The organism is Symbiobacterium sp., from assembly GCF_040797425.1.
Classification (GTDB): domain Bacteria; phylum Bacillota; class Sulfobacillia; order Symbiobacteriales; family Symbiobacteriaceae; genus Symbiobacterium.
The window spans coordinates 1-25,213 of the sequence record NZ_JBFNEH010000004.1 but is presented as its reverse complement, the minus strand read 5'-3'; the positions used below and the strand labels follow the sequence as shown (position 1 = coordinate 25,213).

Sequence of the window (25,213 nt, the reverse complement as noted above, 5' to 3'; positions counted from 1 at the left end):
CTGCATCGCGACACCTGTCTATCCCTGCCGGTCCGCATCTTCTACGAGGCCTGCCTGCAGTCCGGCGAACAAGGTCCGCGGCGCGTGAAAGCGCAGCTGCACGGTCGTCCCCTTTCCTGGCTCCGACTCCAGGCTGATCCCGTGCCCCAGCCGTGCGCACACCTCCCGCGCCAGGTACAGGCCCATGCCCGTGGCCTGGGGGAACGCACGGCCGTTGAGGCCGGTGAAGAACGGCTCGAAGACCCGGCCCAGGTCCTCCGGTGGGATGCCGACCCCGTCGTCGGCCACGTCCAGGAGCACGTCACCGCCCTCGCGGCGCAGCCGGAAGACAACCCGTCCTCCCTCCGGACTCTCTTCCGGCCGGGCAGCGTACTTCAGGGCATTGCTGAGCACCTGCTCCAGCACGAAGCGCAACCACTTCGCGTCGCTCTCCACCACCCAGGGGTCTCCCTGGTCCGCCTGGGCCTCCACCCGCGGGTACACCCGCCGGGCGATGAACTCCCGCTTGTGGGCGTTGACCACCTCCCGCACGAGGTGCTCCAAGTCCACCCGCTCGGCGCGGAAGTCCCGGGAGAAGTCCTCCAGGCGCACCGCGTTCAACAGCATCTGCAGCGAGTGCTCGAGCCGATGGTTCTCCTCCGCCACGCTGCGCACCAGCTCCCGCGCCTCCTGCGGCCACGCGTCGGTCCGGGCCTGCTGCAGCAGGAGGTCGATCACCGACACCGGCGTCTTCATGAGGTGCGCCCACTGCGTCACCAGGCGGACGTGGCGCTGCCCCCGCTCCCGCTCGGCCGCCAGGTCGCCGGTCAGCCGGCCGTACATTCTGCTCCAGGCGCCGCTCAGCAACTCCCCCTCCGCCGTCCGGGGAGCCGGCAGCACCGCCAGCTCCTCCAGGGGCTCCCGTCCCGTCATGCGGGCGAGATGGCGGTAGAGGGGGGCTACCCGCCGGTACTCGAACCAGAGGAACAGGGCGAGGCCCACCAGCCCCAGGAGCAGAATGTAAAGCAAGTTCACGAACTGCAGCCTGGCCCCGGAGAGCCTGAGGTCCAGATGGACCACCAGCAGGGAGAGCACCGCGAAGGTGCTGTAGGCGAGCACGTAGGCGAACCGGTCCAGAAGAAACTGCATGAACGACACCGTCAGTCGCCCCCGGGCAGGGCCAGGCAGTACCCCTGGCCCCGCTTGGTCTCGATCACGTTCGCCAGCCCCAGCTCCTCCAGCCGCCGGCGCACGCGGGCGACGTTCACGGTGAGGGTGTTGTCGTCCACGAACTCCGTGTCATCCCAGAGGGCCTCCAGCAGCTCCTCACGGGCCACGATCGCACCCGCCCGCTCCGCCAGGCACCAGAGCAGCCGGAACTCCTTGGGGCTCAGCTCCACCGCCCGGTCGCCCAGGCTCACCCGGTTGGTGGACCGGTCCAGGAGCAGGCCGCCCGCACTGAGCACGTCCGGCGCCCGGGTCAGGGCGTACTCGCCGTAGGCGCGGCGGAGCGCCGCACCGACCTTCGCCAGCGCCAGCTCCAGGTTGAAGGGCTTGGTGATGTAGTCGTCGGCCCCGTGCTCGATGGCCCGCACCTGGTCCATCTGATCGGAGCGGGCCGAGATGAACAGGATGGGCGCCCGCGACACCGTTCGGATCTGCCGGCACCAGTAGAAGCCGTCGTAGCGGGGCAGGTTCACGTCCAGCAACACCAGGTCGGGCCGCGCGGCCACAAATTCCTCCTTGATCCTGGCGTAGTCCTGTGCCAGGATGACGTCATACCCGTAGCGGTCCAAAGCCGCGGCGAGGATGGAGGCGATCTTCTCGTCGTCCTCCACGATCATGATCCGGTAGCGCCGCGCCTCAGCCATGGCCATCCCTCCCAGCGGTCACCCCTGGAACACTTCGGGGTTCACCAGGTTAGACGGCCGCCGGCCCGTCACCCCCGCCACGAGATTTTCTGCGGCCAGCACCGCCATTGCGGTGCGGGTGCGGACCGTGGCCGAGCCGATGTGCGGCACGGCTGTGACGTTGGGCAGCGAGAGCAGCGGGTGGTCGGGCGGGATGGGCTCCTGGTCGAACACGTCCAGGCCGGCGGCCCAGATCCGCCGGGAGCGGAGGGCCTCGTAGAGCGCCCGCTCGTCCACCACCGGCCCCCGGGCGGCGTTCACCAGCACCGCCGTCGGCTTCATCAGCGAAAGCTCCCGCGCCCCGATCAGCCCGCGCGTCTCGGGCGTCAGGGGCACCAGCAGCACCACGAAATCCGACTCCCGCAGGAGGTCGTCCAGCGCCCGGTATTCGGCCCCCACCTCAGCCTCGAAAGCCGGGTTGGGCCGGCGGTTGTGGTAGAGGATGCGCATGTTGAAGCCGCGGGCCCGCCGGGCCACCGCCTGCCCGATGCGGCCGGCGCCCACGATCCCCAGCGTGGCGCCGTACACGTCCTGGCCGGTCATAAACATGGGCGACCAGCCCTTCCAGCGGCCCTCCACAATCGTGCGCTGGCCCTCGTAGAGGCGGCGGGCGGCGGCGAGCATCAGCGCGAAGGCCAGGTCGGCGGTGGTCTCGGTGAGCACGCCGGGCGTGTTGGTCACCATGATGCCGCGCCGGGTCGCCTCGGCCACGTCGATGTTGTCATAGCCCACGGCCATGTTGGCGTAGACGCGACAGCGCGGTGCGGCGTCCATCACCGCCGCATCGATCCGGTGCGGGCCGACGATCAGCGCGCCGTCCGACTGCTGCAGCTGACGCAGGAGCTCGTCTTGCGGCACCGGTTCCTCCTCGTGGTCCCAGGTGTGCACTTCGCAGGCGGCGCGCAAGATATCCTGCGCCGCCTCGGGGATCCGCCGGGTCACAAACACGCGCGGGTGCGGCATTACAGACCCTCCCGTGAGGTAGTTTTCAGACAGACGCTATTTTGTCCCCGGCACGCCCGATTCCCGCGTTCACGCAGGGAAGCGGTCCGCCGGAGGCGAACGTCCAATGCCATTGGGTGTGGAAGCACGTCCGGGGAGCGGTGACGACGAGAGTGAAGGTTGGCCTGGTAAGACACTTCCGCGTGAAGCACGACTTCCCTGCGAAGTTCCTGGTCACGCCAGACGAGGTTGCAGAGTGGTTTCTCGGTTACGACGCGGCAGACATTGAGTACGGGAAGGTGGACCTGAGCGGGGGCAACTGGAAGCGTTGCTTCTGCAGCGATCTGCCCCGCGCGATCAAGACCGCCAAGGCCATCTTTCAGGGAGAGATCATCGTCCTGGAGGACCTGCGGGAGATCGAGCCCTACCCGTTCCGCGGCAAGCGCATCAAGCTGCCCTTCCTCGTCTGGGCGGTGCTGGTGCGGCTCGTCTGGTACCTCAAGTCGCACCCGAACGTCGAGACCAAGCGGGCGGTCCGCGCCCGCACCAAGCGGGTGATCGACCGCGTGCTCCAGTCGAATGCCGACACGCTCATCGTCAGCCACGCGGCCTTGATGCCGTTCCTTCGGGCCGAGCTGAAGCGGCGCGGCTTCCGGGGCCCGTGGTTCGGCAAGGCGGCCAACGGCACGCTCTACCTGTTCGAACGCCCGTGCTCCGTCGGCAACTGAGGCGGCTGAAATGATGAAAGGCCTGCCGGGTCAGCCCCGGCAGGTCTCTGCATTCCCATCGGTCACCCGTTGCTGACGGCCGGTTCGGGTTCCGCTTCCGGCTCTGACTCCGGCTCCCGCTCCGGCATCGGCACCGACCCGAGCGTGAGGGCCATCAGCTCCTGCAGCTTGGTGCGGTCCACCAGCGTGACGCCGGCCTCCTCGGCCTGCTCCCGCGCCTCCGGAGTGAAGTCCCCGGTGGTGATCACCATCGCCCGCGTGCACTGGTAGAGGGCGCGGGCTGCCGCCACTTCCTCCACAGGGCGGGCCTTCAGCGGATCGGCCCCCTGGTGCGCCTGCACGGCGATGCGCTCCTCGCTGATCGGGTGGGCCAGCACCAAGTCCACGCCGTAGTTGCGGGCAGGCGGCGTGGGCCGAACCTTGAAGCCCGCGCACTGGAAGAGGTAGGTCAGGTAGTGCAGGAACTCCTGCCTGTCCATCTGGTCCACCGCGGCCAGATCGGCCTTGCGGAAGCGCGCCTCGATCTTGTCCTGACGCCACTCGTGGATCCAGTATCGGATGGAGTCGATCGTGAGGTAGCAGACGAGCAGCCCGCCGAAGTACAGCAGGAGCGGCCAGCGCAGTTCCCACAGCACCCGGTCGACCGGCTCAAGCCAGGCCCACACGTGGATTCCCTCCCTGGCGGAAAGCTTTCTAGCCATTACTTTTTAATGCGTACTAAATTTAGGTTCGCTCGTTTTCCAGCCAGTTCCTCCTGCTGTGGCCTGCCGCACGCAGCCGATCGCTAACAAATCCGGGGCAGGTTCTCCCCCGTCAGCCGCTCCAGTCGCCGTGTGCCGCCGATGGCCGTGCGCAGGAAGGCGCGCCCGCCGGACCCGCCCACCCGGCCGATGATGTGGGCTCCCCGGCCCAGCGGGTGGGCGCGCATCGCGGCCAGCGCCGCCTCCGCCTCCTCCGCCGGGCAGAAGAGCAGCAGGCGCCCCTCACATGCGAGGTAGAGCGGGTCGAGGCCCAGCAGGTCGCAGGCGCCTTCAACCTGCGGACTCACGGGGATCTCCGCCTCCTCCACGACGAGGTCGCAGCCGCTGTCGGCCGCCAGGTCGGCCAGGGCCGTGGCCAGGCCGCCCCGGGTCGGGTCGCGCATGCAGGCTGCTCCCGGCGCCGCGGTGAGCACAGCCTGGGCCAGGGCGATCAGCGGGGCGGCGTCGCTCACGACCGGCGTCTCGAAGGCCAGGCCGGCGCGGGTCGAGAGCACGGCCACCCCGTGTTCGCCCACCGGCCCGCTCACCAGGATCGCCTGGCCCGTCCGGATGCGGTGGGCGCCCAGGTCGCGCCCTTGCGGCACCAGCCCCACGCCCGCCGTGTTGATGAAGCAGCCGTCGGCCTGGCCCCGGCCGACCACCTTCGTGTCACCGGCGACGATCTGCACCCCCGCCTCCGCCGCCGCAGCGGCCATGCTGCCTACCAGGCGGCGCAGGTCGGCAAGCGGGAATCCCTCCTCAATGATGAAGCCCGCGCTCAGCCAGAGCGGCCGGGCTCCGGCCACCGCCAGGTCGTTGACGGTACCGCAGACCGCCAGCCGCCCCAGGTCGCCGCCGGGGAAGAAGATGGGATGCACCACGAAGGAGTCGGTGGTGAGGGCCAGCCGCCCCGCCCCCGGCGGGTCGAGCACGGCGCTGTCGCCCCCCTGCAGCAGGGCGGGATTGGCCAACGCCGGGTAGAAGATCTCCGCGATCAGGCGGTGGGTCGCCTCGCCACCGTCGCCGTGGGCGAGGGTCACGCGCTCCGTCATGCTCTTACCTCCTCGCCGGGGCCGTACCGGTACCACGCGGCGCAGGCCCCCTCGCTGGAGACCATGCACGGCCCCACTGGCTGCTCCGGCCGACAGGCCCTGCCGAACAGGGGGCACTCGGCCGGGGTGAGCAGCCCCCGCAGCACTTCGCCGCAGCGGCAGCCCTTCCGGGCGGGCGGCTCCGGCACCGCCGCCGGGAAGCGCGTCTCGGCGTCGAACGGGGCGAACTCGTCCCGGAGGCACAGACCACTCCCCGGCAGCCACCCCAGGCCTCGCCACCGGGCGTCGCAGGGGCGGAAGACCTCATTCAGGAGCGCCTGCGCCCTCCGGTTGCCCCCGGGCCGCACCCAGCGCGGGTAGCCGTTCCAGAGGTCCGGCGACCGCCGGCCCAGGGCGGCGTCCACCAGGTGGTCCACCGCCAGCAGGATGTCCAGCGGTTCGAAGCCGGCCACGGCCCCCGGCACGCCGTACTCGGCGGGGAGGAAGGCGAAGGCCTCCGCCCCCAGCACGGTGGAAACGTGGCCGGGGCAGATGATGCCGTCCAGCTTCAGGTCGCCCGCCTCCAGCAAGGCCCGCATCGCCGGGGGCGTTTGCTTGTGCGCACTATGAACGTAGAAGTTGCCAAGCCCCTCTTCCCGGGCGGTCTTCACCGCCAGGGCCGCCGCCGGTGCCGTAGTCTCGAAGCCCACGCCCAGGAAAACCACCGGCCGGTCCGGGTTCTCCCGGGCGAGCTGCAGCGCGTCCAGGGCGGAGTAGACCACCCGCACGTCGGTCCCCTCCGCCCGGCGCCGGGCCAGGCTGCTGTGGGACCCCGGCACCCGCAGGAGGTCGCCGTAGGTGGCCACGATGGACCCCGGCACGTCGCAGTAGGCCAGCATGCGGTCGATCTCCCCGTCGGCCGTCACGCAGACCGGGCAGCCGGGCCCGCTCACCAGTTCCACCGCCCCCCGCAGGAGGCTCCTGAGACCGCTGCGGGCGATGGCCATCGTGTGGGTGCCGCAGAATTCCATCAACCGCACGGTACGCCCGGACTCCGCCACCTTGCGGCGGATGCGCTCCACCCAGGCCGCCGCGGCGGCGGGGGCGTCTTCGGGAACCGGCCGTGCGAGCGTGTTCTCGTCCATCAGCGGTCACCCTCCAGTGGGCCCTCGCCGCGGTCCGGCGCACGCCCGTGGCCCGCCGGAGCCTCGCCCAGCACCGCCCGGTACGCCGCCAGCGTCTCCTCCGCCTCGGCCTCATCCAGCACCGCGATTGCGATGCCGGCGTGCAGCAGCACGTACTGTCCCGGGGCCGCGTCCACCAGGCTCACGTCGACCCGCCGCCGGTTCCCCAGCACCTCGACGGTGGCCCGGCGGCCGTCTGTCTCCACCACCCTGGCCGGAACGGCTAGACACATTCCCGCCACCTCCTCTGTGCGATCACGGCCTGGCCCAGGCAGAGCCCGCCGTCCCCCGTGGGCACGTGCCGGTGCGCAAGCACCCGGAAGCCCTCCCGCTCCAGGGCCCGGGCGGCGTGGTGCAGCATCCACGGGCTGTTGAACGTGCCCCCGCTCAGGCAGACGGCGGTGAGCCCGGTCTGCTCCCGGGCGTAGCAGGCGGCGTCCACCAGCATGGCCACCACGGTGGCCAGGAAGCGTCCGGCGATGCGGGGGGCGGGCACCCCGCGCTCGGCGTCGGCCAGCACCGCCTCCAGGAGCGGGCCGGGCAGGATCTCGCCGCCTTCCCGCCGGAACGGGTAAACGCCGTCGGGCTCCTGGTCGGCCACGGCCCCGAGTTCAATGGCCGCCTGCCCCTCGTACGTCGCCTCCAGGCAGATGCCCAGGATGGCCGATACCCCGTCGAAGAGGCGGCCGGCGGTGCCAGCGGGCGGGGAGTTCAGCCCGGCGGTCAGCAGGCGCCTGACGTTCGCGATCTCCTGCGTCCGTCCCGGGTGGAGCGCGGCCAGCCGCTCCAGGGCCTCCTCGCCCAGGTGGGCCCAAAGCATGCCCGCCGCGGCCCGGAGGGGATGGCGCACCGCGGCCTCGCTGCCCGGCAGCGGGCTGTACGCCAGGTGAGCGATGCGCTGAAAGGCCGCGTACCCCCCGGCCAGCACCTCGAAACCCCAGATGGCGCCGTCGGTGCCGTACCCGGTCCCGTCCAGAACCAGGCCGATCGCCTCGCCCTCCCAGCCGTTCTCCGCCATGCAGGCGGCCAGGTGGGCATGGTGGTGCTGCACCGGCAGCACCGCATCCAGCCCGAGGCTGCGGGCCAGAGCGGCTGAGTGGTAGCCCGGGTGCAGGTCGCAGGCGACCACCGCCGGCCGGATGCCCGTCAGACGCTGCAGGTGGTCGAGGGCCCGCCGGTAGTTGGCCTGCCCCTCGGCCGTCTCCAGGTCGCCCAGGTGCTGGCTCAGCACGGCCCGCCGCCCCTGCAGCAGGCAAAAGGTGTTTTTCAGGTCGCCCCCCGCTCCCAGGATGGCCGGGATCTCCGGACTGGGCGGTGCGGGCACCGGCACCTCCCGGGGGACGTAGCCCCGGGAGCGCCTGAGGAACCGGACCGCGCCGTCCACGACCTGCACCACCGAGTCCTCGCAGGGCACGTGGATCGGCCGGCTGTGGATCAGGAACGCATCGGCGAGAACTGCGAGATCCCGGAGCGCCTCCTCCTCCCGGTACTGAACCGGCAGCCCGCTCGGGTTGCCGCTGGTCATCACCAGGAGCGGGGGCGCCTGCTGCAGGAGCAGGATGTGCAGTGGCGTGTAGGGCAGCATGATGCCCAGGGTGTCGACCCCCGGCGCCACGGAGGGCGCGACCGGCAGTTCCGGGTCAGGCCTGCGCCGGAGCAGGACGATGGGCGCGGCCGGCGAGGTGAGCGCCCGCGCCTCATCCGCGCTCACTTCCGCCACCCGCCTCGCCGTCTCGAGGTCGCGGGCCATCAGGGCGAAGGGACGGTGGCGCCGGTGCTTCACCCGCCGGAGCCGGGCCACCGCCTCCTCGTCCGTGGCGTCGCAGGCCAGGTGGAAGGCGCCGATGCCCTTCACGGCCACGATCTGCCCTGCCCGGAGCCGCGCCGCTGCCTCCTCCAGCCATGCGTCGGGCCTGCAAAGATCACGGCCTGCGGCGTCCACCAGTCGTACAGAGGGGCCGCAGGCCGGGCAGGCATTGGGCTGGGCGTGGAACCGGCGGTCGGCGGGGTCGTGGTACTCCCGCTCGCACTCCGGGCACATGGTGAAGGAGGCCATGGTGGTCATCGGCCGGTCGTAGGGGATGTCCTTGATGATGGTAAAGCGCGGCCCGCAGTGGGTGCAGTTGGTGAACGGGTAGTGGTAGCGCCGATTGGACGGGTCGAGGATGTCGGCGCGGCACTCGGCGCAGGTCGCCGCGTCGGCCGGCACCGTAGCCACGCGCTCCTCGCCCCGCTGCGAGGCGACGATCCGGAACTCCGCCTCCCCGGTGGGGGGCACGTCCCGGCCCGACACGCGCGTCACCACCGCAAGCGCAGGGGGCTGCGCCTGCAAGTCGCGCTCAAAGGCCGCCACCGCCTCGGGGGCGCCCTCGACCGCGATCACCACGCCCCTTTCGTCGTTGCACACCCAGCCGGCGAGCCGGTGGTCGCGCGCCAGACGGTAGACGAAGGGGCGGAAGCCCACGCCCTGGACGATGCCCTCCACCACCAGCTCACGGCGCACTACCGCACCGCCTTCACCCGGTCTTCCAGCCACAGCAGCCATGGCTCCACCCCCTCGCCGGTGCGGGCGGAGAGCGGGAAGATGGCCGCCTGCGGGTTGAACCGGCGGATCGCGGCCGTCACCGCGTCCAGGTCGACGTCGGTGAGCGCCAGCGCGTCCACCTTGTTGATGATCACGGCCTGCGCCCGCTGGAACGCCGCGGGGTACTTCTCCGGCTTGTCCGCCCCCTCGGTGACCGAGAGCACCACCACCGTCAGGTGCTCACCCAGGTCGTACTGGGAGGGGCAGAGCAGGTTGCCCACGTTCTCGATGAGCAGCAGGTCGGCGGCGGCCAGGTCCAGCTGGTCCAGCGCCTGGCTGACCAGCGATGCGTCCAGGTGACAGCCACCCTGCGTGTTGATCTGCACCACCGGGCAGTCGAGGGCGGCGATGCGCTCCGCGTCCCGGGTGGTGTAGGGGTCGCCCTCGATGCAGGCCAGGGCCACGCGGCCTCTCAGCCCCTTCACCGTCTGCTCCAGCACGGCCGTCTTGCCGGCCCCCGGCGAGCCGATGAAGTTGACCACCAACACTCCCGCGGCGTCGAACCGGGACCGGTTGGACCGGGCCACGGCGTCGTTTGCCTTCAGAATCCGTTCGACCACCTTGACCTCCACGGGTCACTCCCCCTCGTAGGACTCGATCTCCAGTTCCACCCCGTTCTCCAGGCGGCCGTCGCCGCCGCAGTCGGGACAGATCAGCCCTCCCCGGCCGGCCAGGAAGCGGCGGCCGCAGGCCGTGCAGACCCCCCGGGCGGGCTCCCGCTCGATGCGGAGTTCCGTCCCGGCGAACAGTTCACCCTCCAGGGAGGCGAGGATCTGAAAGCCGGTCTCCAGCGAGTCGGGCAGCACCGCCGACCACTCGCCGACGCGCAGCGTCACCCGCTTCACCCGCCGGAAGCCGCGGCGCCGGGCATCGGCGCCCACGGCCTCGATCACGCTCTGCGCCAGTCCCAGCTCATGCACGGGCGTCCCCTCCCTCCGACCAGCGGCAGAGGCAGCGGGCCACGGCAGAAGTGGCGGCCCGCACGGGCTCGGTCATGCGGGCGCTCCAGCCCACGTCCGCCGGCTGGATACCCAGCAGGAGGACTCGGGCGCCGGTACGGGCGGCCAGGTACTGCATCAGCAGCGTCATCGGCGGCCGGTGGGACGACCAGCCGCTGCGGGCCACCAGATCCTCCTCGTCGAAGAGGCAGCTGGAGCCCGGCGGCGCCCCGAAGTCGACGGCGTCCACCAGGAGCACCACGTCGGGACGGAGCCCGGCGATGCGCCCGACCTCGGCCTCCGGCGTGGTCTCCGCGGCGATGGCGGCCACGATGCGATCGCCGCCGGCCTCCAGAGGGGGCGCCGGGGGCAGGTGGCGAGCCAGCATCCGGGCCACCCGCGGCCCGGCTCCGTCGTCGCCCCGGCCGGGGTTGCCGACGCCGACCACCACCACCCGCCCCCGCAGCACCTTCCGCACGGCTACCGGCAGCGGAACGTGCTCATACACCGACACGGCTCCCACCCGCTGCAAAGACCGTCTCGCCGTTCGCCGCGCGCACCTCGATCGGCTCTTCGTACTCGTACGGCTGGACCTTCGGGTCGACCAGGCCCATCGCTACGGCGACGCCGTAGAGGATCGCCTCGGGCCGCGGCGGGCACCCGGGGATATAGTAATCCACCGGCAGGACGTTGCTCAGTCCCCCTTCGGTCCCATAGGTATCGAACCAAAGGCCCCCTCCCGTCGCGCAGGAGCCTACGCCAATCACCACGCAGGGCTTGGCCGCGGCCTCGTACAAACGGAGGAGGCGCGGCCGCACCTGCCTCGTGACGGGACCCGAGACCAAAAGCACGTCCGCGTGCCTGGGCGAGCCCACCAGCTTCAGCCCGAACCGCTCGGCGTCGTAGTACGGGGTGAAGGCGTTGATCTCCTCGATGTCACAGCCGTTGCAGGAGCCCGAGTTCGCGTGGTAGACCCAGAGCGACCGGGTGAACGAGCGCTTCACCAGACCGTCAAACCAACTCCGCAGACCCACAGGCTACACCCCCTTCGCCAAGGCGGCAGCCGCCGTGGAGAGGAATCCGCTCATCCACCCCGGGAAGAGCCCGGCGGCGAAGACCGCCACCACCAGCAGCACGATCATCCAGGGCGCTGGCAGAGCCCGTTCCAGCTTCTCGCCCACGGGCTTCATCAAGAAGGCCCGCGCGCCCGCCCGCACCAGCGTGGTGATGGTGAGCAGGCTCGTCAGCACCGCCACCCCGGCGGCCCATCCGTAGCCGGCCTCCGCCGTGGCAGTGAACACCTGGAACTTCGACCAGAAGGCCGGCATGGGTGGTACCCCGCCGAGGCCCAGCGAGGCCAGCAGGAACGTCACGCCGATGACCGGCGGCAGCCGCCTGCCGCCCAGTTCCGAGACCCGGGCGGTGCCCGCCACCAGCACGGCCTCGCCGACGGCCAGGAAGAGCAGCGCCTTGATCAGGCCGTGGCTCACCACGTGATACGCGGCCGCCTCGTAGCCGGCCACGCCGCCCGCCGCCAGGGCCATGGCGATATAGCCCATCTGGCTCACGGACGAGTAGCCGAGCAACCGCCGCAGGTCGTCCTGCCAGAACGCGGCCATAATGCCGAAGAGCATCGTCACCGCCGCCACGACCAGCAGCACCGGCCGCAGGGCCGGCGCCGCCGCCATGAGGGGAGGCAGCACCCGGGCGAGGGCCACCAGAGGGATCTTCGTGCCGATGCCCGAGAAGAGGGCGATGAACCCCGGCGGGCTCACCTGGTAGGCGTCGGGGAGCCAGCCATGCAGCGGCACGAGGCCGGCCTTGGTGCCGAAGCCGCAGATGAGCAGGGCCCCGGCCAGCCCGGCTGCGAGGGGCGGCAGGTTCGGCCCTGCGGCCGTCAGCGTCGCCAGGCTCAGGGCCTCCGCACCCAGGGTGGGCTGGGCCGCCGCGTACAGGACGGTCAGGCCCATCAGGGCCGCCGCGAGGCCCAGGGAGTTGAGCAGCAGGTACTTGTACCCGGCCTCCCAGGAGTTTCGGTTCCGGTAGAAGGCCACCGGCAGGACGGTGGCCAGCGTGGTGGCTTCCACCGCGATGTAGAGCACCAGCAGGTGATCGGTGAGGGCCGCCCAGTTGGCAGCGGCCACGAAGAAGCCGCAGCAGCCGAAGAGCACCGGCAGCCACTCCGCCTTCGCCCGACCTGCCTCCACGTCAACCCGCAGGTGACGGCGGGCGGCGGCCACGCCGATCACGCCCAGGAAGGAGGCGAGGAGGGCGACGATCACACCCAGCGCGTCCGCCCGCAGGTGGGCTCCCGGCAGGGCGAGTTCGGCCCCGGCGGCCACCTGGGCCATGACGAGTGCGGCACAGAGGAAGGAAAGGGCGCTGCCGCCCAGGGCCCAGAGCCCGGCCGTCGCACGCTGCGAGGACAGCCTGGGCACCAGCAGCTCGCACAGGCCGGCTGCAGCGGGGAGCAGAATCAGCACCAGCATGAGCGTGTTCATCGAGCCCACCTCCTAGCCCCGCAGGCGGTCGAGCAGCCCGTCGTCGCGGGCACCGGTGGCCTCCTCGGCCCGGCGCCCCACCAGGAGCAGCAGCCAGACGGCCACGATCACGGCCAGCGTCGCGCCGACCGCAGCCAACTCCGGAACCGTGGGAGCGATGGCGGCCATCAGGAGGTGCACGCCGTTCTCCAGCACGCAGACCCCCAGGACCACCTTGAGCATGTCGCGGTGCCCCAGGATGGTCCAGAGCGAGGCGACCACCAGGGCGACGCCGCCGGCGAGGCCGTGGGGCACGTGTGCGGTCGCGCCGGGAATGCCCTCCAGCAGCACGGGGAACAGGAACTCGCCGGCGACAAAGCCCGCCAGGGTGAGCGCCCCGGCCCACAGGTACCCCATCCTGGGCGGCTGCTGCTCGGCCGGCGCCCCCTGCCGGGCGTACCGCATCACCAGAAGCGGCAGGATCACGGCCTGCGCCACCAGGACCGTCACGGCGGAACCGATCAGCCCGTGGATGCCGGAGACCTGCGCCCCCAGCACCAGGAGCAGGGCGATCAGGGCGCCCTGGGCGGCGTAGAGGAGCACGGCCCGCGCGACCTGCGCGGACTCCGACACGGCCACGGCCAGGGCCGCGACGGCCAGTGCGAGGATGAGCATCAGACTAGCCATGGCCCAAAGCCCCCTTCAGCCGTGCGCCGTAGGCCCGGCGCCGGCAGTCTGGACAGAGCGCGAGCAACGCCTGGCTGGACTCCGGCTCGCCGGCCTGCTCTGCGGCCCGCTGCAACTGGCGCTGCGAGGCGAACCGCTTGCCGCAGCGGGGGCAGGTAGCCGCCTGAAGCGCCACCCGGACCCGCAGCTTGGACCGGTCCGCGATAGCGGTCTCAAACCTTCCGGTCATGTGGCACGCGCCGGTCGGACAGACGTCCTGGCAGCGGGCGCAGTATGTGCACCGCGTGTAGTCGGCCTGGAGCACCATGCGCTCCCCTTCGGGCCTCACGCTGATCAGCCGGGCGGGGCAGGCGGCCGCACAGGCACCACAGGCGATACACTTCTCACCGTCCACGGTGGGCAGGCCGCGGAAGCCCTCAGCCGGCGGGTGCGGCTGGAACGGGTACGGCAGGGTGACCCTGCCGGCCCTGGTCACCAGGGCCAGTTGACGAAGCTTGGCCACGAGCACGGCTCACCCCTCCCTAGAACCCGAAGATGGCCACCAGCAGACCGGCCACGGCCAGCACGCCGGCGCCCTCGTAGAAGCGGATGGCCTGGCGGATGCGGACACGGGGGCTCAGCACGGCCACCAGTTCCGTCAGCACCAGCACCACCAGCACCTTGAGCGGGTGGAGCAGCGCTGCGAGCCACGCAGGTGCGCCGGCGGGCCAGGCCCCCAGCAGGGCCACCAGGAAGGAGGCCAGCACCACCCGGCGGACCATCAGCGCCCACTCGAAGGTGGCCAGCGACGGGCCGGAATACTCGACGTACGGGCCGCCGATGATCTCCGTCTCGGCCTCGGCGATGTCGAACGGGAGTTTGGCCGACTCGGCCTGGATCGCCAGGAAGGCGGCCAGCGCGGCTACGAGCAGCGAGGGGGCAAAACCAGACTCGGCAATCCCCGCGGCAATCTCCTGGAGCCCCAGCGAGCCCGCCCGCGTGCCGAAGGTGAAGAAGGCCGCGGCCAGCACGGGCTCCACCGCCAGCAGGAGCATGATCTCGCGGCTGGCGCCCGCCCCGGCGAAGGGGCTGCGGGAGGAGAGGCCGGCCAGCACGTTGCCGATGGCCGAGAAGGTGAGCAGGTAGATGAGCACCAGGCCGTCGCCGGCGAAGGCCAGCGGGGCCCGGAAACCCATCGGGACCAGGAGGGCCGCAGCCAGGGCTCCGGTCATCACCAGATACGGGGCCAGGCGGTGGATGCGGTCGTCGGAGACCTGGCAGTCCTCCTTGCCCATCAGCTTCAGGAGGTCACGGTACGGCTGCAGCACCGGCGGACCCTGCCGGGAGTGGACCCGGGCCCGGATCTTCCGGTTGATGCCGGCGTACAGCGGCGCCAGCAGCAGCACGAAGGCCAGGTTGTAGAGTGCGGTGAGCACGCTGCCGATCATGGCTCAGCCCTCCCTTCGCGGGGCCGGCGGACGATCTCCATCCGCTCGGTGCAGGAGAAGCAGGGGTCGATGGAGGCGGCGATGATCGGGAAGTCGGCGATGGTGGTGCCGGGGTTTACCAGCTGCGGCACCAGCTGGAGGTTCATGTAGGTGGGCACCCGCACGCGCCACCGGTAGGGCTTGTTGTCGTGCCCGGTCATCACGTAGTTGCAGAGCTCGCCCCGGGGGGCCTCGATCAGGCTGACGGCGATCCGGTCGGCCGGAATCTCCCCCGGCTCGACGAAGGTGGGCCCCTGGGGCAGGTTGTCCAGGGCCGCGCGGATGAGGCGCACCGACTCCAGCGTCTCCTCCACCCGCACCTCCAGGCGGGCCCAGATGTCACCCTCCTGGCGCAGGGCCACGTTCACAGGCAGCTCGTCGTAGGCGGCGTAGGGGTAGTCCCGCCGCACGTCGATGTCCACGCCCGAGGCGCGGGCCGTGGGACCGAGGGCGCCCCAGAGCACGGCCTTCTCCTTCGTGAGCACGCCCGTGTTCCGCAGCCGGGAGCGCAGGGCGGTGTCCCGTTCCAGGGCCCTCATCAGGGCCTTGCTCTCCCGCTCGACCTCCTTCAGGACCTCCAGCACCTTCTCGATGCCCTCCGGGCGCAGGTCGCGCCGCACGCCGCCGGGCAGGTTCATGCCATACGTCTTGCGGTTGCCGGTGAGGGCCTCGGCCGCCCACATCACCGGCTCCCGCACCCGCCAGGCCTGCATGAAGCCCGTGTCGAAGCCGACGATGTGGGCCGCGAGGCCGATCCAGAGCAGGTGGCTGTGGATGCGCTCCAGCTCCAGCATGATGGTGCGGATGTACCGGCCCCGCTTGGGCACCTCGATGCCGGCGGCCCGCTCCACGGTCTGAGAGAAGCAGGTGGAGTGGGCATACCCGCAGATGCCGCAGATGCGCTCGGCCAGGAACGGAATCTGGTCGTAGCGCAGCTGCTCGGAGAGCTTCTCGACCCCGCGGTGGCTGTAGAAGCCCCGGTAGTCGCAGTCGACCACCTCTTCGCCCTCCACGAAGAGCCGGAAGTACGCCGGCTCCTCCAGCGTGGGGAAGAAGGGGCCAACGGGCACCACCGTCGTTCCCTCGGGCGTCGGCTTCAGGGCGGAGCGGGCGTTCTCGGCCCGGGGCGGGCGGTAGTTGTAGGGCACGTCCTTGCGCAGGGGGAAGACGTCGTCAGGCCAGTCGTCGGCCACCACCAGCCGGCGGGGGTCCGGGTGGCCCTGCGGGGTCACCCCGACCATGTCGTAGACCTCCCGCTCCATCCAGCCCGCCGGGGGCAGCGTCGGGGTCAGCGCCGGATAGGCGGGGTCGTCGGCCGGAATCGGCACCACCACGCCCACCACCCTGCCCTCCCGGTCGAAGCCGAAGAGGTTGGTCACCTCGAAGCCCCGGCCCAGGGGGCGCACGTCGGTGCCGACGGTCATGATGAGGCGCGCCCCGCCTGCCATGAGGCGGGAGACCTCGCCCACCAGGTCGGCGCGCTCGACGGTGATTGGCTCATACTTCATAATCAACGCAGCCCCCCTTCCATGCCGATCAGGATGGCAATCAGGAGCGCCGTGGCCAGCACCTGCCAGCCGACGTAAGCCTTCGCCTTGCCGACGTGCCAGCGGCCGGCCAGGTCGGCCAGTGCCCGGTAACCGGCGTAGATCGGGCCGAGCAGCCAGCGGTCGGCGTCAATCGCCCGCTCGACCGCAGGCGGGGCGTGGAAGGTCGGCTGCCACCACGGCCGCAGCAGGGCGGCCCAGTGGGCCAGGAAGGGCTTGTACAGGTGCTCGGCCCCATAGCGGGCCTCGCTGGCCGGCAGCCACTCGCCGCCGAACCAGGGCTCGGTGAGCCGCACCGGCTGGGTGGAGAGGCGGCGGATCAGCCAGACCAGCAGGGCGCAGAGCAGAAGCGCCAGTAACACCATGAGGGGCTGGTAACCGGTACCGCCCAGGGCGGCGCCCATCACCTCGGACCCCGTCACCATGCCGGCGCCGTAGAGGGCCGCGTCCGGGGCGCCCGCCAGCGCCGCCAGGGCCGCCTGAACCACCGGGGCCGGGAAGAGGCCCAGCAGCACGCAGAGCGCGCCGAGAATACCCAGCGAGGCGGACATCGCCGGCGACTCGGGCGCCTTGCGTCCGGCCGGATACTCCCGTTCCGGCCCGAGGAAGACGGTGCCGAAGTACTTCAGGTAGGCGGCCAGCGATACGGTGGAGATGAAGATGGCAATCACGCCGTACACCGCCAGGAGCGGCGCCTCGGTCCCGCCGAAGACGGCCGCCCGATAGAGCAGCCACTTGGAGGCGAAGCCGTTGAGCGGCGGCGTGCCGGCGATGGCCAGGGCACCCAGGAGGGTGAGGCCCGCGGTGAAGGGCAGGACCGGGAGCAGCCCGCCCATCTGCCGGAGGTCATACGTGCCGCTGTGATGCTCCACCGCACCCACGGTCAGGAAGAGCAGCGACTTGAAGGTGGCGTGGTTGATCAAGTGGTAGAGTGCGCCGGCGAAGGCCACCGCCGCGAGCAGGGGCGCCCGGCCCGCCAGGGCCACGGCCATCCCGAGCCCCAGCACGATGTAGCCGATCTGTCCGATCGAGGACTGGGCCACCAGCCGCTTCGCATGCTGCTCGCCCATGGCCCGCAGGTTGCCCACCACCATGTTGACGGCGCCCAGGGTGGCCAGCAGCAGGCCCCATGCGACCCGGGCCGTCGGGGCGTCGGGCAGCATGAAGACGAAGAGTCGGATCAGCCCGTAGACGCCCATCTTCACCATCAGACCGGAGAGCACGGCACTCACCGGCGCCGGCGCCGCGGCGTGCGCCCCGGGGAGCCAGTAAGCCAGGGGGAAGAGGGCCGCCTTGGCAGCAAAGCCCAGGGCAAACAGGGCCACCAGCAGGTGTGCGTAGGCCGGGGCTCCGGCGTACACCCTCTGCAGCGCCGCCGTCGTTCCGGCCACGGAGAAGTCGCCCGCAGTCACCGAGAGAGCAACGGCGCCCAGCAGGATGCCGCTGCCCGCCACGTGGGTGGTCAGCAGGTATACCCAGGCGGCCCTGGTGTTGGCAAACGAACGCCAGTCAAACATCACCAGCAGGTAGGCCGAGAGGCCCATGATCTCCCAGGCAAACAGGAACAGGATCCAGTCCGCCGCCATGACGACGGCCATCATGCCCGCGATCAGTACAAGGAACAGGGCGTAGAACCGCCGGGCGTCGCCGGCGGACAGTCCGTCCAGGTAGTCCTGGGCGTAAAGGAGCGCCGCGCAAGGCACCACGGCCAGCAGCACCAGGAAGAGGGCGCTCAGCGCGTCCACCTCCACCGCCAGCGAGGCCGGAAGCCCGAGGGGCAGGGTGTGGAGCCAGGTGGCGGCCACGGGGCCGCCGGTCCACACGGCCGCGGCCAGCCAGACGGCCAGGGCGCCGCCGACGATCCCCGCCGCCAGTCCGGTCCGGGACACCGCCCGCGCACCCGCGGGCAGGAGGGCGCAGAGCAGGGCACCGGCCAACAGCACGCCCACCACGAGACCGGGAAGCATCGTCACCGCCATCTACGCCACCCCCCCTGCGATCCAGTGAATGAGCGGCATGCCCAGGTAGGGCGCCGCGAGGGCCAGGCCCATGAGCGCGGCGAGCACCGTCTGCATCACGGGGGAGGGATCGCGCCCGGACCGGGCCCGCTCGCTGCTCTCGCCAAAGAGGACCAGGTGGGCGACCCAGAGGAACCAGGCCAGTGAGAACGCGCTCTCCACCACCACCAGCGCCGCCGTCGACCAGCCCCAGGCCCCGCCCACCGCGAGGGCAGCTCGCAGGATGAGCAGCTTGGACCAGAAGACCCCGAAGGGGGGCAGGCCGCTGATCGCCAGCGCCCCCAGCAGGAAGCCGGCCGCGGTCAGGGGCATCGTCCGGGCGAGGCCCCGCAGTTGCGAGATGGCCCGCACGCCGGTGGACCAGGAGATGGCGCCGACGCAGAGGAAGAGTAGCGTCTTCGTGAAGGAGTGGCTCCAGAGGTGAAGAAGCCCGCCCTCCAGCCCGGCCGTGCTGCCCATGGCCCCGAGGCCGATGCCCACCAGCATCAGGGCCAGGTTGGCGATGGTGGAGAAGGCGAGCAGCCGCTTCAGGTCGTCGGCGTAGAAGTAGCCGGCCAGGCCCACGTAGAGCGTGATGAGGGCGGCCACGGTGATCACCGCGGCGACCCAGCCGCTGAAGGCCCCCGTGGAGACGAGGCAACGGGCAGCCAGGAAGATGCCGGCCTTCACCATGGCCGCTGCATGCAGGAAGGCCGACGCCGGCGTGGGCGCCACCATGGCCGAGGGGAGCCACGTGAAGAAGGGCACCTGCGCCGCCTTGCCCCAGGCGGCGACCAGCAGCAGCATGGCGAAGGCCGCCCGGCCGCCCGGGGTCATCCGAGCCACGGCGTCAAAGCCGAAGGAGCCCGTCTGCACGTAGAGCAGCACCAGCCCGCCGATGAAGAAGAGGCTGGCGAACTGGGTCACCGCCATGGCCTTCAGGCCCGAGCGGATGGACTCGGACGAGCCGTAGTGCGAGATCAGGGCCCAGCTGCAGACCGTGGTCAGCTCCCAGAACAGGAAGATCTGAAAGAAGTCCGGCGCCATCGCCATGCCCAGCATCGCCGTGACAAAGACCAGGAAGAAGAAGTAGTACCGGCCCTTGCCTTCCTCCTCGGGGTGCTCCCGGTTCCGCAGGCTGAAATAGTCCGCGGAGTAGACGACGATGCAGAGGCCCACGAGGCTGACCACCAGCGCCAGGAGGCTGCCGAGCCCGTCGAGCCGGAGCCCGAAGGTCATGCCGGGAAGCGGGCTCCAGGTGAGGGCGCTCGCCGCGACCTTGCCGCCCCAGGGTGCAGAGGCCAGGGTGAGCACAGCGGTTACGACCATAGCGGCCGAAGCCAGCCAGTCTGCCCTGCGCCCGTCTGTGCAGGCGCAGGCCAGCGCGGCGGCCAGCGGCACCATGAGCAGTAAGAGCAGCATCGGGGATCCCTCCCGCGAATGTGGTGGGCGGAGCCGGGAAACGGCTCCGCCCACAGGGCGGCTAGATCAGACAGCCTCAGGCGAACTCGACCAGGTCGAGCTCGGCCAGCTTATCCTTCGTAGGCCTGCCTTCCTTGTCCCAGCCGCGCGCCTCGTAGTACTTGGGCAGCATCTCCTCCAGCCGGCTGATCTTGCCCTTCATCGGACCGAACTTGATGGGCTCCTTCAGAAGCCGCGGCGGCAGCGTATCGTCCTTCTTGGTGAACCCGGCCTTCAGGTTGAACTGCCGCTCCAGGTTCCAGATGCGCTCGCCGGCCTTCATGACCTCTTCCACGGTGTAGTCGAAGCCCGTGGCCGCCCGCAGTTCATCCGTAATCTGCGGCGCGCCGAAGGCGAAGGTGGTGAAGAGGCAGATGCCGGCGGAGTCCACGGCGGCGGTGAGATCCTGGAAGGTCTTCACCCACTGCGGCTTCTCGTCGATGGACTGCGGGTCGAGCTTCTCGGGCACGCCCAGCACCTCGGGCGAGATGGTGTAGCCGCGCACGTGGCAGCCGCCGCGGTTCGAAGTGGCGTAGTTGAGGCCGATGCCCTGAATCGCGCGGCCATCGTAGGCCGGCATCTCCTGCTTCTTCACGGACATTGACAGCTCAGGATGGCCATAGCGGCTGGCCAGCCGGTAGGAGCCCTCGGAGGCCAGGTCGCCGAAGCCTTCGCGATAGCCGATCATCCGGGTGAGCTCGACGATCGCCTCGGCGTTGCCGAAGTTCAGCGGGATGCCGGTCTCCTTGATGGTGATGTAGCCGTTCTCGTACAGCTCCATCGCACAGGCGATGGTGGAGCCCACCGAGATCGGGTCGAGGCCGAGCTCGTTACAGAGGAAGCTGGCCTTGCAGATGGCGCCGAGGTCGCTCACGCCGCAGTCGGCGCCGTACGACCAGCCGGCCTCGTACTCCGGCCCCTCGCCGAAGCTCTTGAACGGGCCCTCGGGGATCTTGGTCACGCGGCCGCAGTCGATGTTGCAGCCGAAGCACCCCTTGTTCCGCACGAGGTACTTCTCGGCCAGCGTCTCGCCGCTGGTGAGGTCGGCCTTGGACCACTGGCCGGAGTCGCGCCAGTTGTGGGTGGGCAGGCCGCCGAGCTCGTTCAGGATGTTCACCAGGATCATGGTGCCGTAGGTCGGCAGACCATTGCCGGCCACGGGGTCATTCTTCATCAGGCTGCGGTCGCGCTCGGCGAAGCTCTTGAAGCTCTCGGGATCGGCCACCTCGACGCCGCCGTGGCCGCGCACGGCGATGGCCTTCAGGTTCTTGGACCCCATCACGGCGCCGACGCCGCTGCGGCCGGCCGCCCGGTTGTAGTCGTTGACGATCACGGCCAGCAGGGCCAGTTTCTCACCGGCCGGGCCGATGCAGGTGACGCGGACGTCCGGGTCAGTCTCCTCCTTGATGGCGTCCGTGGTCTCGAACACGGTCTTGCCCCAGAGGTGCTCGGCGGAGCGCAGCTCCACGTGGTCGTCCTCGATCCAGAGATAGACCGGCTTCTCGGCCTTGCCCTCGAAGATGATGCCGTCCCAGCCGGCGAACTTCAGCTCCGGACCCCAGTAGCCGCCGGAGTTGGAGGCTGCGATCGCACCGGTGAGCGGGCTCTTGGTGATGACGTTGTAACGGCCGGAGGCGGGGGCCGCGGTACCGGTCAGCGGGCCGGTGAAGAAGAGCAGCTTGTTCTCGGGGCTCAGCGGATCGACGGTGGGGTCGCATTCCTTCATCCAGTAATAGGTGCCCATGCCGCGGCAGCCGATGTACTGGCGCGCCACCTTGGGCTCGATGTACTCGGTCTTGATCGTGCCGGAGGTCAGATCGACCCGCAGAATCTTACCCTTGTAGGCAAACATCTCTTACTTCACCCCCACTGCAGCCTTGAGTCGGGCGGCGTACGCCCGCTTGCGCTCCATCGTCGCCCGGCTCGCGTCCACGTACTTGAGTGCGCCGCTCGGGCAGTACTTCACGCACTCCGGATCGCCGCCGCACAGGTCGCACTTCAGGATGCGGCTCTCCACGGGGTCGAAGGAGGTGCCGCCGAAGGGGCAGGCCTGCATGCACATCTTGCAGCGGATGCACTTGCCGTGGTCGACGATCATGGCGCCCGTGTCGGGGTGCTTGCTGATGGCGCCCACGGGGCAGGCCTTCATGCAGAAGGCGTCCTCGCACTGGACGCACATCATCGGAACCGAGACCAGCTCATCCTCCCAGGTGTACACCGTCACCCGGGATTTGGAGGGTACGTAGTACCCTTCGTGCTCCTGCGAGCATGCGATCTCGCAGGAGTGACAGCCAGTACAGATGTCCGGTGTGATCAGGAGCATCTTGGCCATCACTTTCCACCCCCTATATGTGCTTTGGAACACGAAACCCCACCGTGGATGCGGGGCTTCACAGTTAAGGCTTCACGATGACCGGCGGGCCGCAGCCGGTCCTTTGGCCTAGCCTCCGGCGCTGGGCGGGAAGATGGCCATCTCGTCGTCAGGGAGGACGGGTGTGGCCAGGCCCTCGCCGTCACGGACGTCGCGGCCGTTCCGCACGATCATCACGTGCCGGTACAGAACGCCCGGCCGCTCAAACAAAAGCGGACGCATGCGCGGGTACTTCGCCACCAGCCGATCGATCAGGCTGCCGACGGTTTCCCCTTCGCACACGTCCATCTCCAGGGCGGTCTGTCGCTCCGCCGCATCACGCAGAAGGCCGTAGAGCCGGATGCGCATGCACGCCACCCCCTTTGTGCACCGCCTGGGCTCATACCGCTATCAATGCTCGATGTTTACGTATAGCCAACATTAATCTTACCCTTGCCCGATTTCGTAAGCCATCCGCCGATGGTGCCCATTGGGTGCGCGTAGGCATCCATGTCGAAACAACTATAGGGAAAAAGGAGGGTGGGTACTTTCTTGTCTCACTTCCCTCCATACTAAGAGTTAAATAGTCTATCATTTGCAGCCGCTTCACCGCGCCCCCTCATCACCCCTCGTGTCCGGCCGTTCGGCCCCCTCCTTTTCAAAGGTTTCGCGCCAGCGCAAACAGACGCTCCCGGAGCGCGTGAAGTCGCTCGTTCATCCGCTTCCGCTCCGCGGCGGACTCCCGCCAGATCACCAGGTCATGAACTGTTCCCGGCGCATTGGGAATGCCCAGGAGGTACTCCTTCAGGGCCTGCGCGGCCGTTGCTTCCGTGCCGGTGCGGTCCAGCAGCTCCCAGCAGCGCCGGAACAGGTAGGCGTATTCGGCGTAGAGCCCCTCCGCCTGGAGAAGGCTTTGAAGTTCAAACAGCACCGTCCGCATTTCGTCGAGCACTTCCCGGTCCACCATGGCACACCCCCACGCTTCCGTGATCGCTCCCGAGCGCTCGCCCCGCGCATGACGGGTACGTGGTTCGTTGAGTCAGCACCGACCTGACATCCCTTCCTCTCGATCCGGTGATCGCGGCATGTCTGCAGTAACCCATCAACGTCGAAGGGCTGCGGGGTATGTTTCCCGCAGCCCTTCCATTACCTGGTGCCCGAGGCGGGACTCGAACCCGCACGGCCATCCGGCCCCAGGATTTTAAGTCCCGTGCGTCTGCCATTCCGCCACTCGGGCAGGATTACACCAATCTATCATATCACGCGCTAACCACCGCTTCAACCGCACGGGCGCCGGCCTGTCCACCAGGCTCCGGCGCCCGCTTTGATTTCCCACCTCAGTACGGATCTGGCGGTGCGGTCTGGAACACCTGCTCCTCCGGCCAGACGAAGCCCAGTTGTTTGGCTTTCAGCTCCATCGACTCGAAGCTGGTGACCCGCTGCAGCGTTTCGGAGAGCCGCCGGTTCTTCTCCTGCAGGGCCCGGAGTTCGGCCTCCACCTGGGCCTGCACGGCGAGGGCCTGCTTCAGCTCAAGCTGCGCCTGGTACAGCTGCATTCCGCCGAACGAGAGCAAGCCCGCGAGCGCGGCCACCAACGCGCCCGTCAGCCAGTGCCGCCGCAGGGGGTTTCCCCGTGCGCGGCGCACCGGCGTGGGCGCGCCGTTTACCGCCTGTCCGCGTCGCGTGTGGGCAGCTCTCATGCTTCTTCCTCCGTGTCGGCGCTGTCAAACAGCCCGAGGGTGTCGCCGGGCAGGACGATGACCACCTGATAGCCCTTGCTCTTGGCCCGGTTGTACAGGGTCGCGACAGTGCCCACCGCGAGCGAGAGCCGCTTGGCGACCTGCTCGTTGCTCCAGCCCATCTCCTTGAGAACGACGACCTGCCGTTCCCGGAAGCTCAGCCGCTCAGCACCTCGAATCTCGATGTTCACTGCCCCGTCCGCCCCTGGCTAGTTACGCACAACCTGTGGATAGGCTGTGTACAAACTGAGTACAACTAGTGTACAAGATGTGTACGCTTTTATTACCTTCTTCCACCAGCGAGAAACTCCTTCTGGGGAACGTCACCAATGTGCGGAAACGGTTAGAAATCGCGCGGATTGTGACGCCCTTGCAGCCAGCGGCGCAGCGCGCGCCGCCAGCGGCGCTTGGCAAGGAGGTAGCGCAGCCGCAGCCACCGGTACGGCCGGACAAGCCGCCGACCCAGCCAGGCGGCCATGCGCAGGCCGGCGGCGTACAGGAACCGGACAGCCGCCACCAGGGGGTACCAGAGCAGCCGCAGGACCAGCATCCAGAAGAGGTGCAACAGCCACGCCAGAACCCGCAGCAGTCCGTCGGCCAGCCAGAGCACGGTGGGGCTGGCGAGCCAGTAATAGAGCCCCAGGCCGCCGAGCAGCCCGACCAGCACATAGAAGCGGTACTCCCCCCAGCTGCCGAGGAACAGGCCTGCGCCCAGCATGGCGGTTGCCGCCACCCAGTAGGCCAGGTCTCCCAGGGCCGCCAGCACGGGGCCGGGGCGCAGGAACCCTCTCACGGCGCGCAGCAGGTCGAACAGGAGGCCCAGTCCAACGCCGCTGAGGATCGTGACGAACAGCGCATAGAACTGGAGCTCCATCCGCAGCATCGGACTGCCCCCCCACCCTCTTCCCCGTGAAGGCGGCTACCGGAGCAGCCGCTCCAGGAACGACCGGCCGCGCGTCTGCCGGACGCTGCGCTGCCGCGGGCTGGCGTACTGCAGCGCGCTGACGTAGCCCTCCACCGCGAACTGCCCCTTTTCCAGGTCCAGCTGCTTGATCTGCAGCTCCTCGCCGCGGATGGTGAGCATGCCCATCTCCGTCTCGAGGTTGACCTCCTCATCGTCGAAGCTGTCCACGCCGATCACGCCGGTGATGTGGACCCGTTCCCGGTTGGCGATGGTGAGCGAGTGGCTGTGACCCCCGGCATCGCTCTCGCCCATCCCGGGCACCCGTTCGTCCCCCCGGTACGGCGTGCGCTCCTCCCCCCGATAGAACGTCCGCTCTTCCACCCTGACCGACCTCCTCTGCACCCCCCATCCCGGGGGACCTGTCCCATCCTATGCGGCCGGGCGGCTGCTTATGTGACAGAAAGGCGGACCGCCTTGCGGCGGCCCGCGCGCCTAGCTCAAGTTTCACGCGAACAACTCGACATTCGTGGTGTTAAAAGGGCGTAT

Annotated in this window: 28 protein-coding genes and 1 tRNA gene; 1 reads left to right on the top strand and 28 read right to left on the bottom strand. The window is 69.8% G+C overall.

The genetic code is table 11. From position 1 onward, the window contains the following. Positions 1-18 precede the first annotated feature (18 nt). From AB2385_RS02020 to AB2385_RS02010, 3 genes are read right to left on the bottom strand one after another with little or no spacing between them, the layout of a single operon-like run. Complete coding sequence (locus AB2385_RS02020; RefSeq protein ID WP_367653329.1) at positions 19-1,128, bottom strand: sensor histidine kinase; 1,110 nt, start codon at positions 1,126-1,128, stop codon at positions 19-21. Between the two features lie 11 nt (positions 1,129-1,139). Beyond that, positions 1,140-1,850, bottom strand: a complete 711-nt coding sequence (locus AB2385_RS02015; protein WP_367653248.1) for a response regulator transcription factor — start codon at positions 1,848-1,850, stop codon at positions 1,140-1,142. Between the two features lie 18 nt (positions 1,851-1,868). After that, the gene (locus AB2385_RS02010; protein WP_367653247.1) at positions 1,869-2,852 is read right to left on the bottom strand and encodes a 2-hydroxyacid dehydrogenase; all 984 of its coding nucleotides are present in this window, start codon (positions 2,850-2,852) and stop codon (positions 1,869-1,871) included. A 182-nt stretch (positions 2,853-3,034) separates the two neighbouring features. Between AB2385_RS02010 and AB2385_RS02005 the strand changes: the two genes are divergently transcribed. Beyond that, complete coding sequence (locus tag AB2385_RS02005) at positions 3,035-3,559, top strand: histidine phosphatase family protein (protein ID WP_367653246.1); 525 nt, start codon at positions 3,035-3,037, stop codon at positions 3,557-3,559. A gap of 62 nt (positions 3,560-3,621) precedes the next feature. On the opposite strand, the gene AB2385_RS02000 is transcribed toward AB2385_RS02005, so the two are convergent. The 25 genes from AB2385_RS02000 to yabP form a co-directional block, all read right to left on the bottom strand. After that, entirely contained in the window at positions 3,622-4,224 is a 603-nt protein-coding gene (locus AB2385_RS02000; protein ID WP_367653245.1) for a restriction endonuclease, read from the bottom strand. Positions 4,225-4,343: 119 nt separating this feature from the next. Then, the gene (gene hypE, locus AB2385_RS01995; protein ID WP_367653244.1) at positions 4,344-5,351 is read right to left on the bottom strand and encodes a hydrogenase expression/formation protein HypE; all 1,008 of its coding nucleotides are present in this window, start codon (positions 5,349-5,351) and stop codon (positions 4,344-4,346) included. Further along, positions 5,348-6,475 (bottom strand): hydrogenase formation protein HypD, encoded by a 1,128-nt coding sequence (hypD, locus tag AB2385_RS01990; RefSeq protein ID WP_367653243.1) that lies wholly within the window; start codon positions 6,473-6,475, stop codon positions 5,348-5,350. The genes hypE and hypD overlap by 4 nt, the downstream gene beginning before the upstream one ends. After that, entirely contained in the window at positions 6,475-6,747 is a 273-nt protein-coding gene (locus tag AB2385_RS01985; RefSeq protein ID WP_367653242.1) for a HypC/HybG/HupF family hydrogenase formation chaperone, read from the bottom strand. The genes hypD and AB2385_RS01985 overlap by 1 nt, the downstream gene beginning before the upstream one ends. After that, complete coding sequence (gene hypF / locus AB2385_RS01980) at positions 6,738-9,059, bottom strand: carbamoyltransferase HypF (protein ID WP_367653241.1); 2,322 nt, start codon at positions 9,057-9,059, stop codon at positions 6,738-6,740. The genes AB2385_RS01985 and hypF overlap by 10 nt, the downstream gene beginning before the upstream one ends. Further along, entirely contained in the window at positions 9,017-9,670 is a 654-nt protein-coding gene (hypB, locus tag AB2385_RS01975; RefSeq protein ID WP_367653240.1) for a hydrogenase nickel incorporation protein HypB, read from the bottom strand. Before hypB ends, hypF begins: the two co-directional genes overlap by 43 nt. A gap of 3 nt (positions 9,671-9,673) precedes the next feature. After that, positions 9,674-10,018: a hydrogenase maturation nickel metallochaperone HypA gene (locus AB2385_RS01970; RefSeq protein ID WP_367653239.1), complete on the bottom strand. Its 345-nt coding sequence runs from the start codon at positions 10,016-10,018 to the stop codon at positions 9,674-9,676. After that, on the bottom strand, positions 10,011-10,550 hold the full coding sequence (locus AB2385_RS01965; RefSeq protein ID WP_367653238.1) for a hydrogenase maturation protease: 540 nt from the start codon (positions 10,548-10,550) through the stop codon (positions 10,011-10,013). The genes AB2385_RS01970 and AB2385_RS01965 overlap by 8 nt, the downstream gene beginning before the upstream one ends. Further along, positions 10,537-11,070 (bottom strand): NADH-quinone oxidoreductase subunit B family protein, encoded by a 534-nt coding sequence (locus tag AB2385_RS01960; protein WP_367653237.1) that lies wholly within the window; start codon positions 11,068-11,070, stop codon positions 10,537-10,539. The genes AB2385_RS01965 and AB2385_RS01960 overlap by 14 nt, the downstream gene beginning before the upstream one ends. 3 nt (positions 11,071-11,073) lie before the next feature. Further along, a complete protein-coding gene (locus tag AB2385_RS01955; RefSeq protein ID WP_367653236.1) occupies positions 11,074-12,537 on the bottom strand; it encodes a complex I subunit 5 family protein in 1,464 nt (487 codons plus the stop codon). 12 nt (positions 12,538-12,549) lie between these two features. Continuing rightward, on the bottom strand, positions 12,550-13,203 hold the full coding sequence (locus AB2385_RS01950; RefSeq protein ID WP_367653235.1) for a hypothetical protein: 654 nt from the start codon (positions 13,201-13,203) through the stop codon (positions 12,550-12,552). Continuing rightward, entirely contained in the window at positions 13,196-13,711 is a 516-nt protein-coding gene (locus tag AB2385_RS01945; protein ID WP_367653234.1) for a 4Fe-4S dicluster domain-containing protein, read from the bottom strand. The genes AB2385_RS01950 and AB2385_RS01945 overlap by 8 nt, the downstream gene beginning before the upstream one ends. A gap of 13 nt (positions 13,712-13,724) precedes the next feature. Continuing rightward, complete coding sequence (locus tag AB2385_RS01940) at positions 13,725-14,630, bottom strand: respiratory chain complex I subunit 1 family protein (protein ID WP_367653233.1); 906 nt, start codon at positions 14,628-14,630, stop codon at positions 13,725-13,727. Then, positions 14,627-16,177 (bottom strand): NADH-quinone oxidoreductase subunit C, encoded by a 1,551-nt coding sequence (locus AB2385_RS01935; protein WP_367653232.1) that lies wholly within the window; start codon positions 16,175-16,177, stop codon positions 14,627-14,629. Before AB2385_RS01935 ends, AB2385_RS01940 begins: the two co-directional genes overlap by 4 nt. Before the next feature lie 2 nt (positions 16,178-16,179). After that, on the bottom strand, positions 16,180-18,195 hold the full coding sequence (locus AB2385_RS01930; RefSeq protein WP_367653231.1) for a proton-conducting transporter membrane subunit: 2,016 nt from the start codon (positions 18,193-18,195) through the stop codon (positions 16,180-16,182). Next, a complete protein-coding gene (locus AB2385_RS01925) occupies positions 18,196-19,635 on the bottom strand; it encodes a hydrogenase 4 subunit D (RefSeq protein ID WP_367653230.1) in 1,440 nt (479 codons plus the stop codon). Between the two features lie 76 nt (positions 19,636-19,711). Further along, the gene (locus AB2385_RS01920; RefSeq protein WP_367653229.1) at positions 19,712-21,526 is read right to left on the bottom strand and encodes an aldehyde ferredoxin oxidoreductase family protein; all 1,815 of its coding nucleotides are present in this window, start codon (positions 21,524-21,526) and stop codon (positions 19,712-19,714) included. 3 nt (positions 21,527-21,529) lie between these two features. After that, a complete protein-coding gene (locus AB2385_RS01915) occupies positions 21,530-22,006 on the bottom strand; it encodes a 4Fe-4S dicluster domain-containing protein (RefSeq protein WP_367653228.1) in 477 nt (158 codons plus the stop codon). Between the two features lie 108 nt (positions 22,007-22,114). Then, complete coding sequence (locus AB2385_RS01910) at positions 22,115-22,393, bottom strand: ubiquitin-like small modifier protein 1 (RefSeq protein WP_367653227.1); 279 nt, start codon at positions 22,391-22,393, stop codon at positions 22,115-22,117. 289 nt (positions 22,394-22,682) lie between these two features. Beyond that, positions 22,683-22,991 (bottom strand): hypothetical protein, encoded by a 309-nt coding sequence (locus tag AB2385_RS01905; RefSeq protein ID WP_367653226.1) that lies wholly within the window; start codon positions 22,989-22,991, stop codon positions 22,683-22,685. A 184-nt stretch (positions 22,992-23,175) separates the two neighbouring features. Next, positions 23,176-23,261: transfer RNA gene (locus tag AB2385_RS01900), tRNA-Leu, on the bottom strand. Positions 23,262-23,361: 100 nt separating this feature from the next. Beyond that, the gene (locus AB2385_RS01895) at positions 23,362-23,724 is read right to left on the bottom strand and encodes a septum formation initiator family protein (protein ID WP_367653225.1); all 363 of its coding nucleotides are present in this window, start codon (positions 23,722-23,724) and stop codon (positions 23,362-23,364) included. Then, positions 23,721-23,954 carry a sigma factor-like helix-turn-helix DNA-binding protein gene (locus tag AB2385_RS01890; protein WP_367653224.1) on the bottom strand — a complete coding sequence of 78 codons (234 nt, stop codon included), beginning with the start codon at positions 23,952-23,954 and terminating at the stop codon, positions 23,721-23,723. Before AB2385_RS01890 ends, AB2385_RS01895 begins: the two co-directional genes overlap by 4 nt. Before the next feature lie 152 nt (positions 23,955-24,106). Continuing rightward, the gene (gene yabQ, locus AB2385_RS01885; protein WP_367653223.1) at positions 24,107-24,646 is read right to left on the bottom strand and encodes a spore cortex biosynthesis protein YabQ; all 540 of its coding nucleotides are present in this window, start codon (positions 24,644-24,646) and stop codon (positions 24,107-24,109) included. Positions 24,647-24,682: 36 nt separating this feature from the next. After that, entirely contained in the window at positions 24,683-25,048 is a 366-nt protein-coding gene (gene yabP, locus AB2385_RS01880; RefSeq protein ID WP_367653222.1) for a sporulation protein YabP, read from the bottom strand. Positions 25,049-25,213 lie beyond the last annotated feature (165 nt).

Bases quoted from the DNA above. Each gene is read 5' to 3' on its own strand.
- AB2385_RS02020 (WP_367653329.1), bottom strand. From the start codon at position 1,128: ATGCAGTTTCTTCTGGACCGGTTCGCCTACGTGCTCGCCTACAGCACC.
- AB2385_RS02015 (WP_367653248.1), bottom strand. From the start codon at position 1,850: ATGGCTGAGGCGCGGCGCTACCGGATCATGATCGTGGAGGACGACGAG.
- AB2385_RS02010 (WP_367653247.1), bottom strand. From the start codon at position 2,852: ATGCCGCACCCGCGCGTGTTTGTGACCCGGCGGATCCCCGAGGCGGCG.
- hypE (WP_367653244.1), bottom strand. From the start codon at position 5,351: ATGACGGAGCGCGTGACCCTCGCCCACGGCGACGGTGGCGAGGCGACC.
- hypD (WP_367653243.1), bottom strand. From the start codon at position 6,475: ATGGACGAGAACACGCTCGCACGGCCGGTTCCCGAAGACGCCCCCGCC.
- AB2385_RS01985 (WP_367653242.1), bottom strand. From the start codon at position 6,747: ATGTGTCTAGCCGTTCCGGCCAGGGTGGTGGAGACAGACGGCCGCCGG.
- hypF (WP_367653241.1), bottom strand. From the start codon at position 9,059: ATGGCTGCTGTGGCTGGAAGACCGGGTGAAGGCGGTGCGGTAGTGCGC.
- AB2385_RS01955 (WP_367653236.1), bottom strand. From the start codon at position 12,537: ATGAACACGCTCATGCTGGTGCTGATTCTGCTCCCCGCTGCAGCCGGC.
- AB2385_RS01950 (WP_367653235.1), bottom strand. From the start codon at position 13,203: ATGGCTAGTCTGATGCTCATCCTCGCACTGGCCGTCGCGGCCCTGGCC.
- AB2385_RS01940 (WP_367653233.1), bottom strand. From the start codon at position 14,630: ATGATCGGCAGCGTGCTCACCGCACTCTACAACCTGGCCTTCGTGCTG.
- AB2385_RS01935 (WP_367653232.1), bottom strand. From the start codon at position 16,177: ATGAAGTATGAGCCAATCACCGTCGAGCGCGCCGACCTGGTGGGCGAG.
- AB2385_RS01930 (WP_367653231.1), bottom strand. From the start codon at position 18,195: ATGGCGGTGACGATGCTTCCCGGTCTCGTGGTGGGCGTGCTGTTGGCC.
- AB2385_RS01925 (WP_367653230.1), bottom strand. From the start codon at position 19,635: ATGCTGCTCTTACTGCTCATGGTGCCGCTGGCCGCCGCGCTGGCCTGC.
- AB2385_RS01920 (WP_367653229.1), bottom strand. From the start codon at position 21,526: ATGTTTGCCTACAAGGGTAAGATTCTGCGGGTCGATCTGACCTCCGGC.
- AB2385_RS01915 (WP_367653228.1), bottom strand. From the start codon at position 22,006: ATGGCCAAGATGCTCCTGATCACACCGGACATCTGTACTGGCTGTCAC.
- AB2385_RS01910 (WP_367653227.1), bottom strand. From the start codon at position 22,393: ATGCGCATCCGGCTCTACGGCCTTCTGCGTGATGCGGCGGAGCGACAG.
- AB2385_RS01905 (WP_367653226.1), bottom strand. From the start codon at position 22,991: ATGGTGGACCGGGAAGTGCTCGACGAAATGCGGACGGTGCTGTTTGAA.
- AB2385_RS01895 (WP_367653225.1), bottom strand. From the start codon at position 23,724: ATGAGAGCTGCCCACACGCGACGCGGACAGGCGGTAAACGGCGCGCCC.
- yabQ (WP_367653223.1), bottom strand. From the start codon at position 24,646: ATGCTGCGGATGGAGCTCCAGTTCTATGCGCTGTTCGTCACGATCCTC.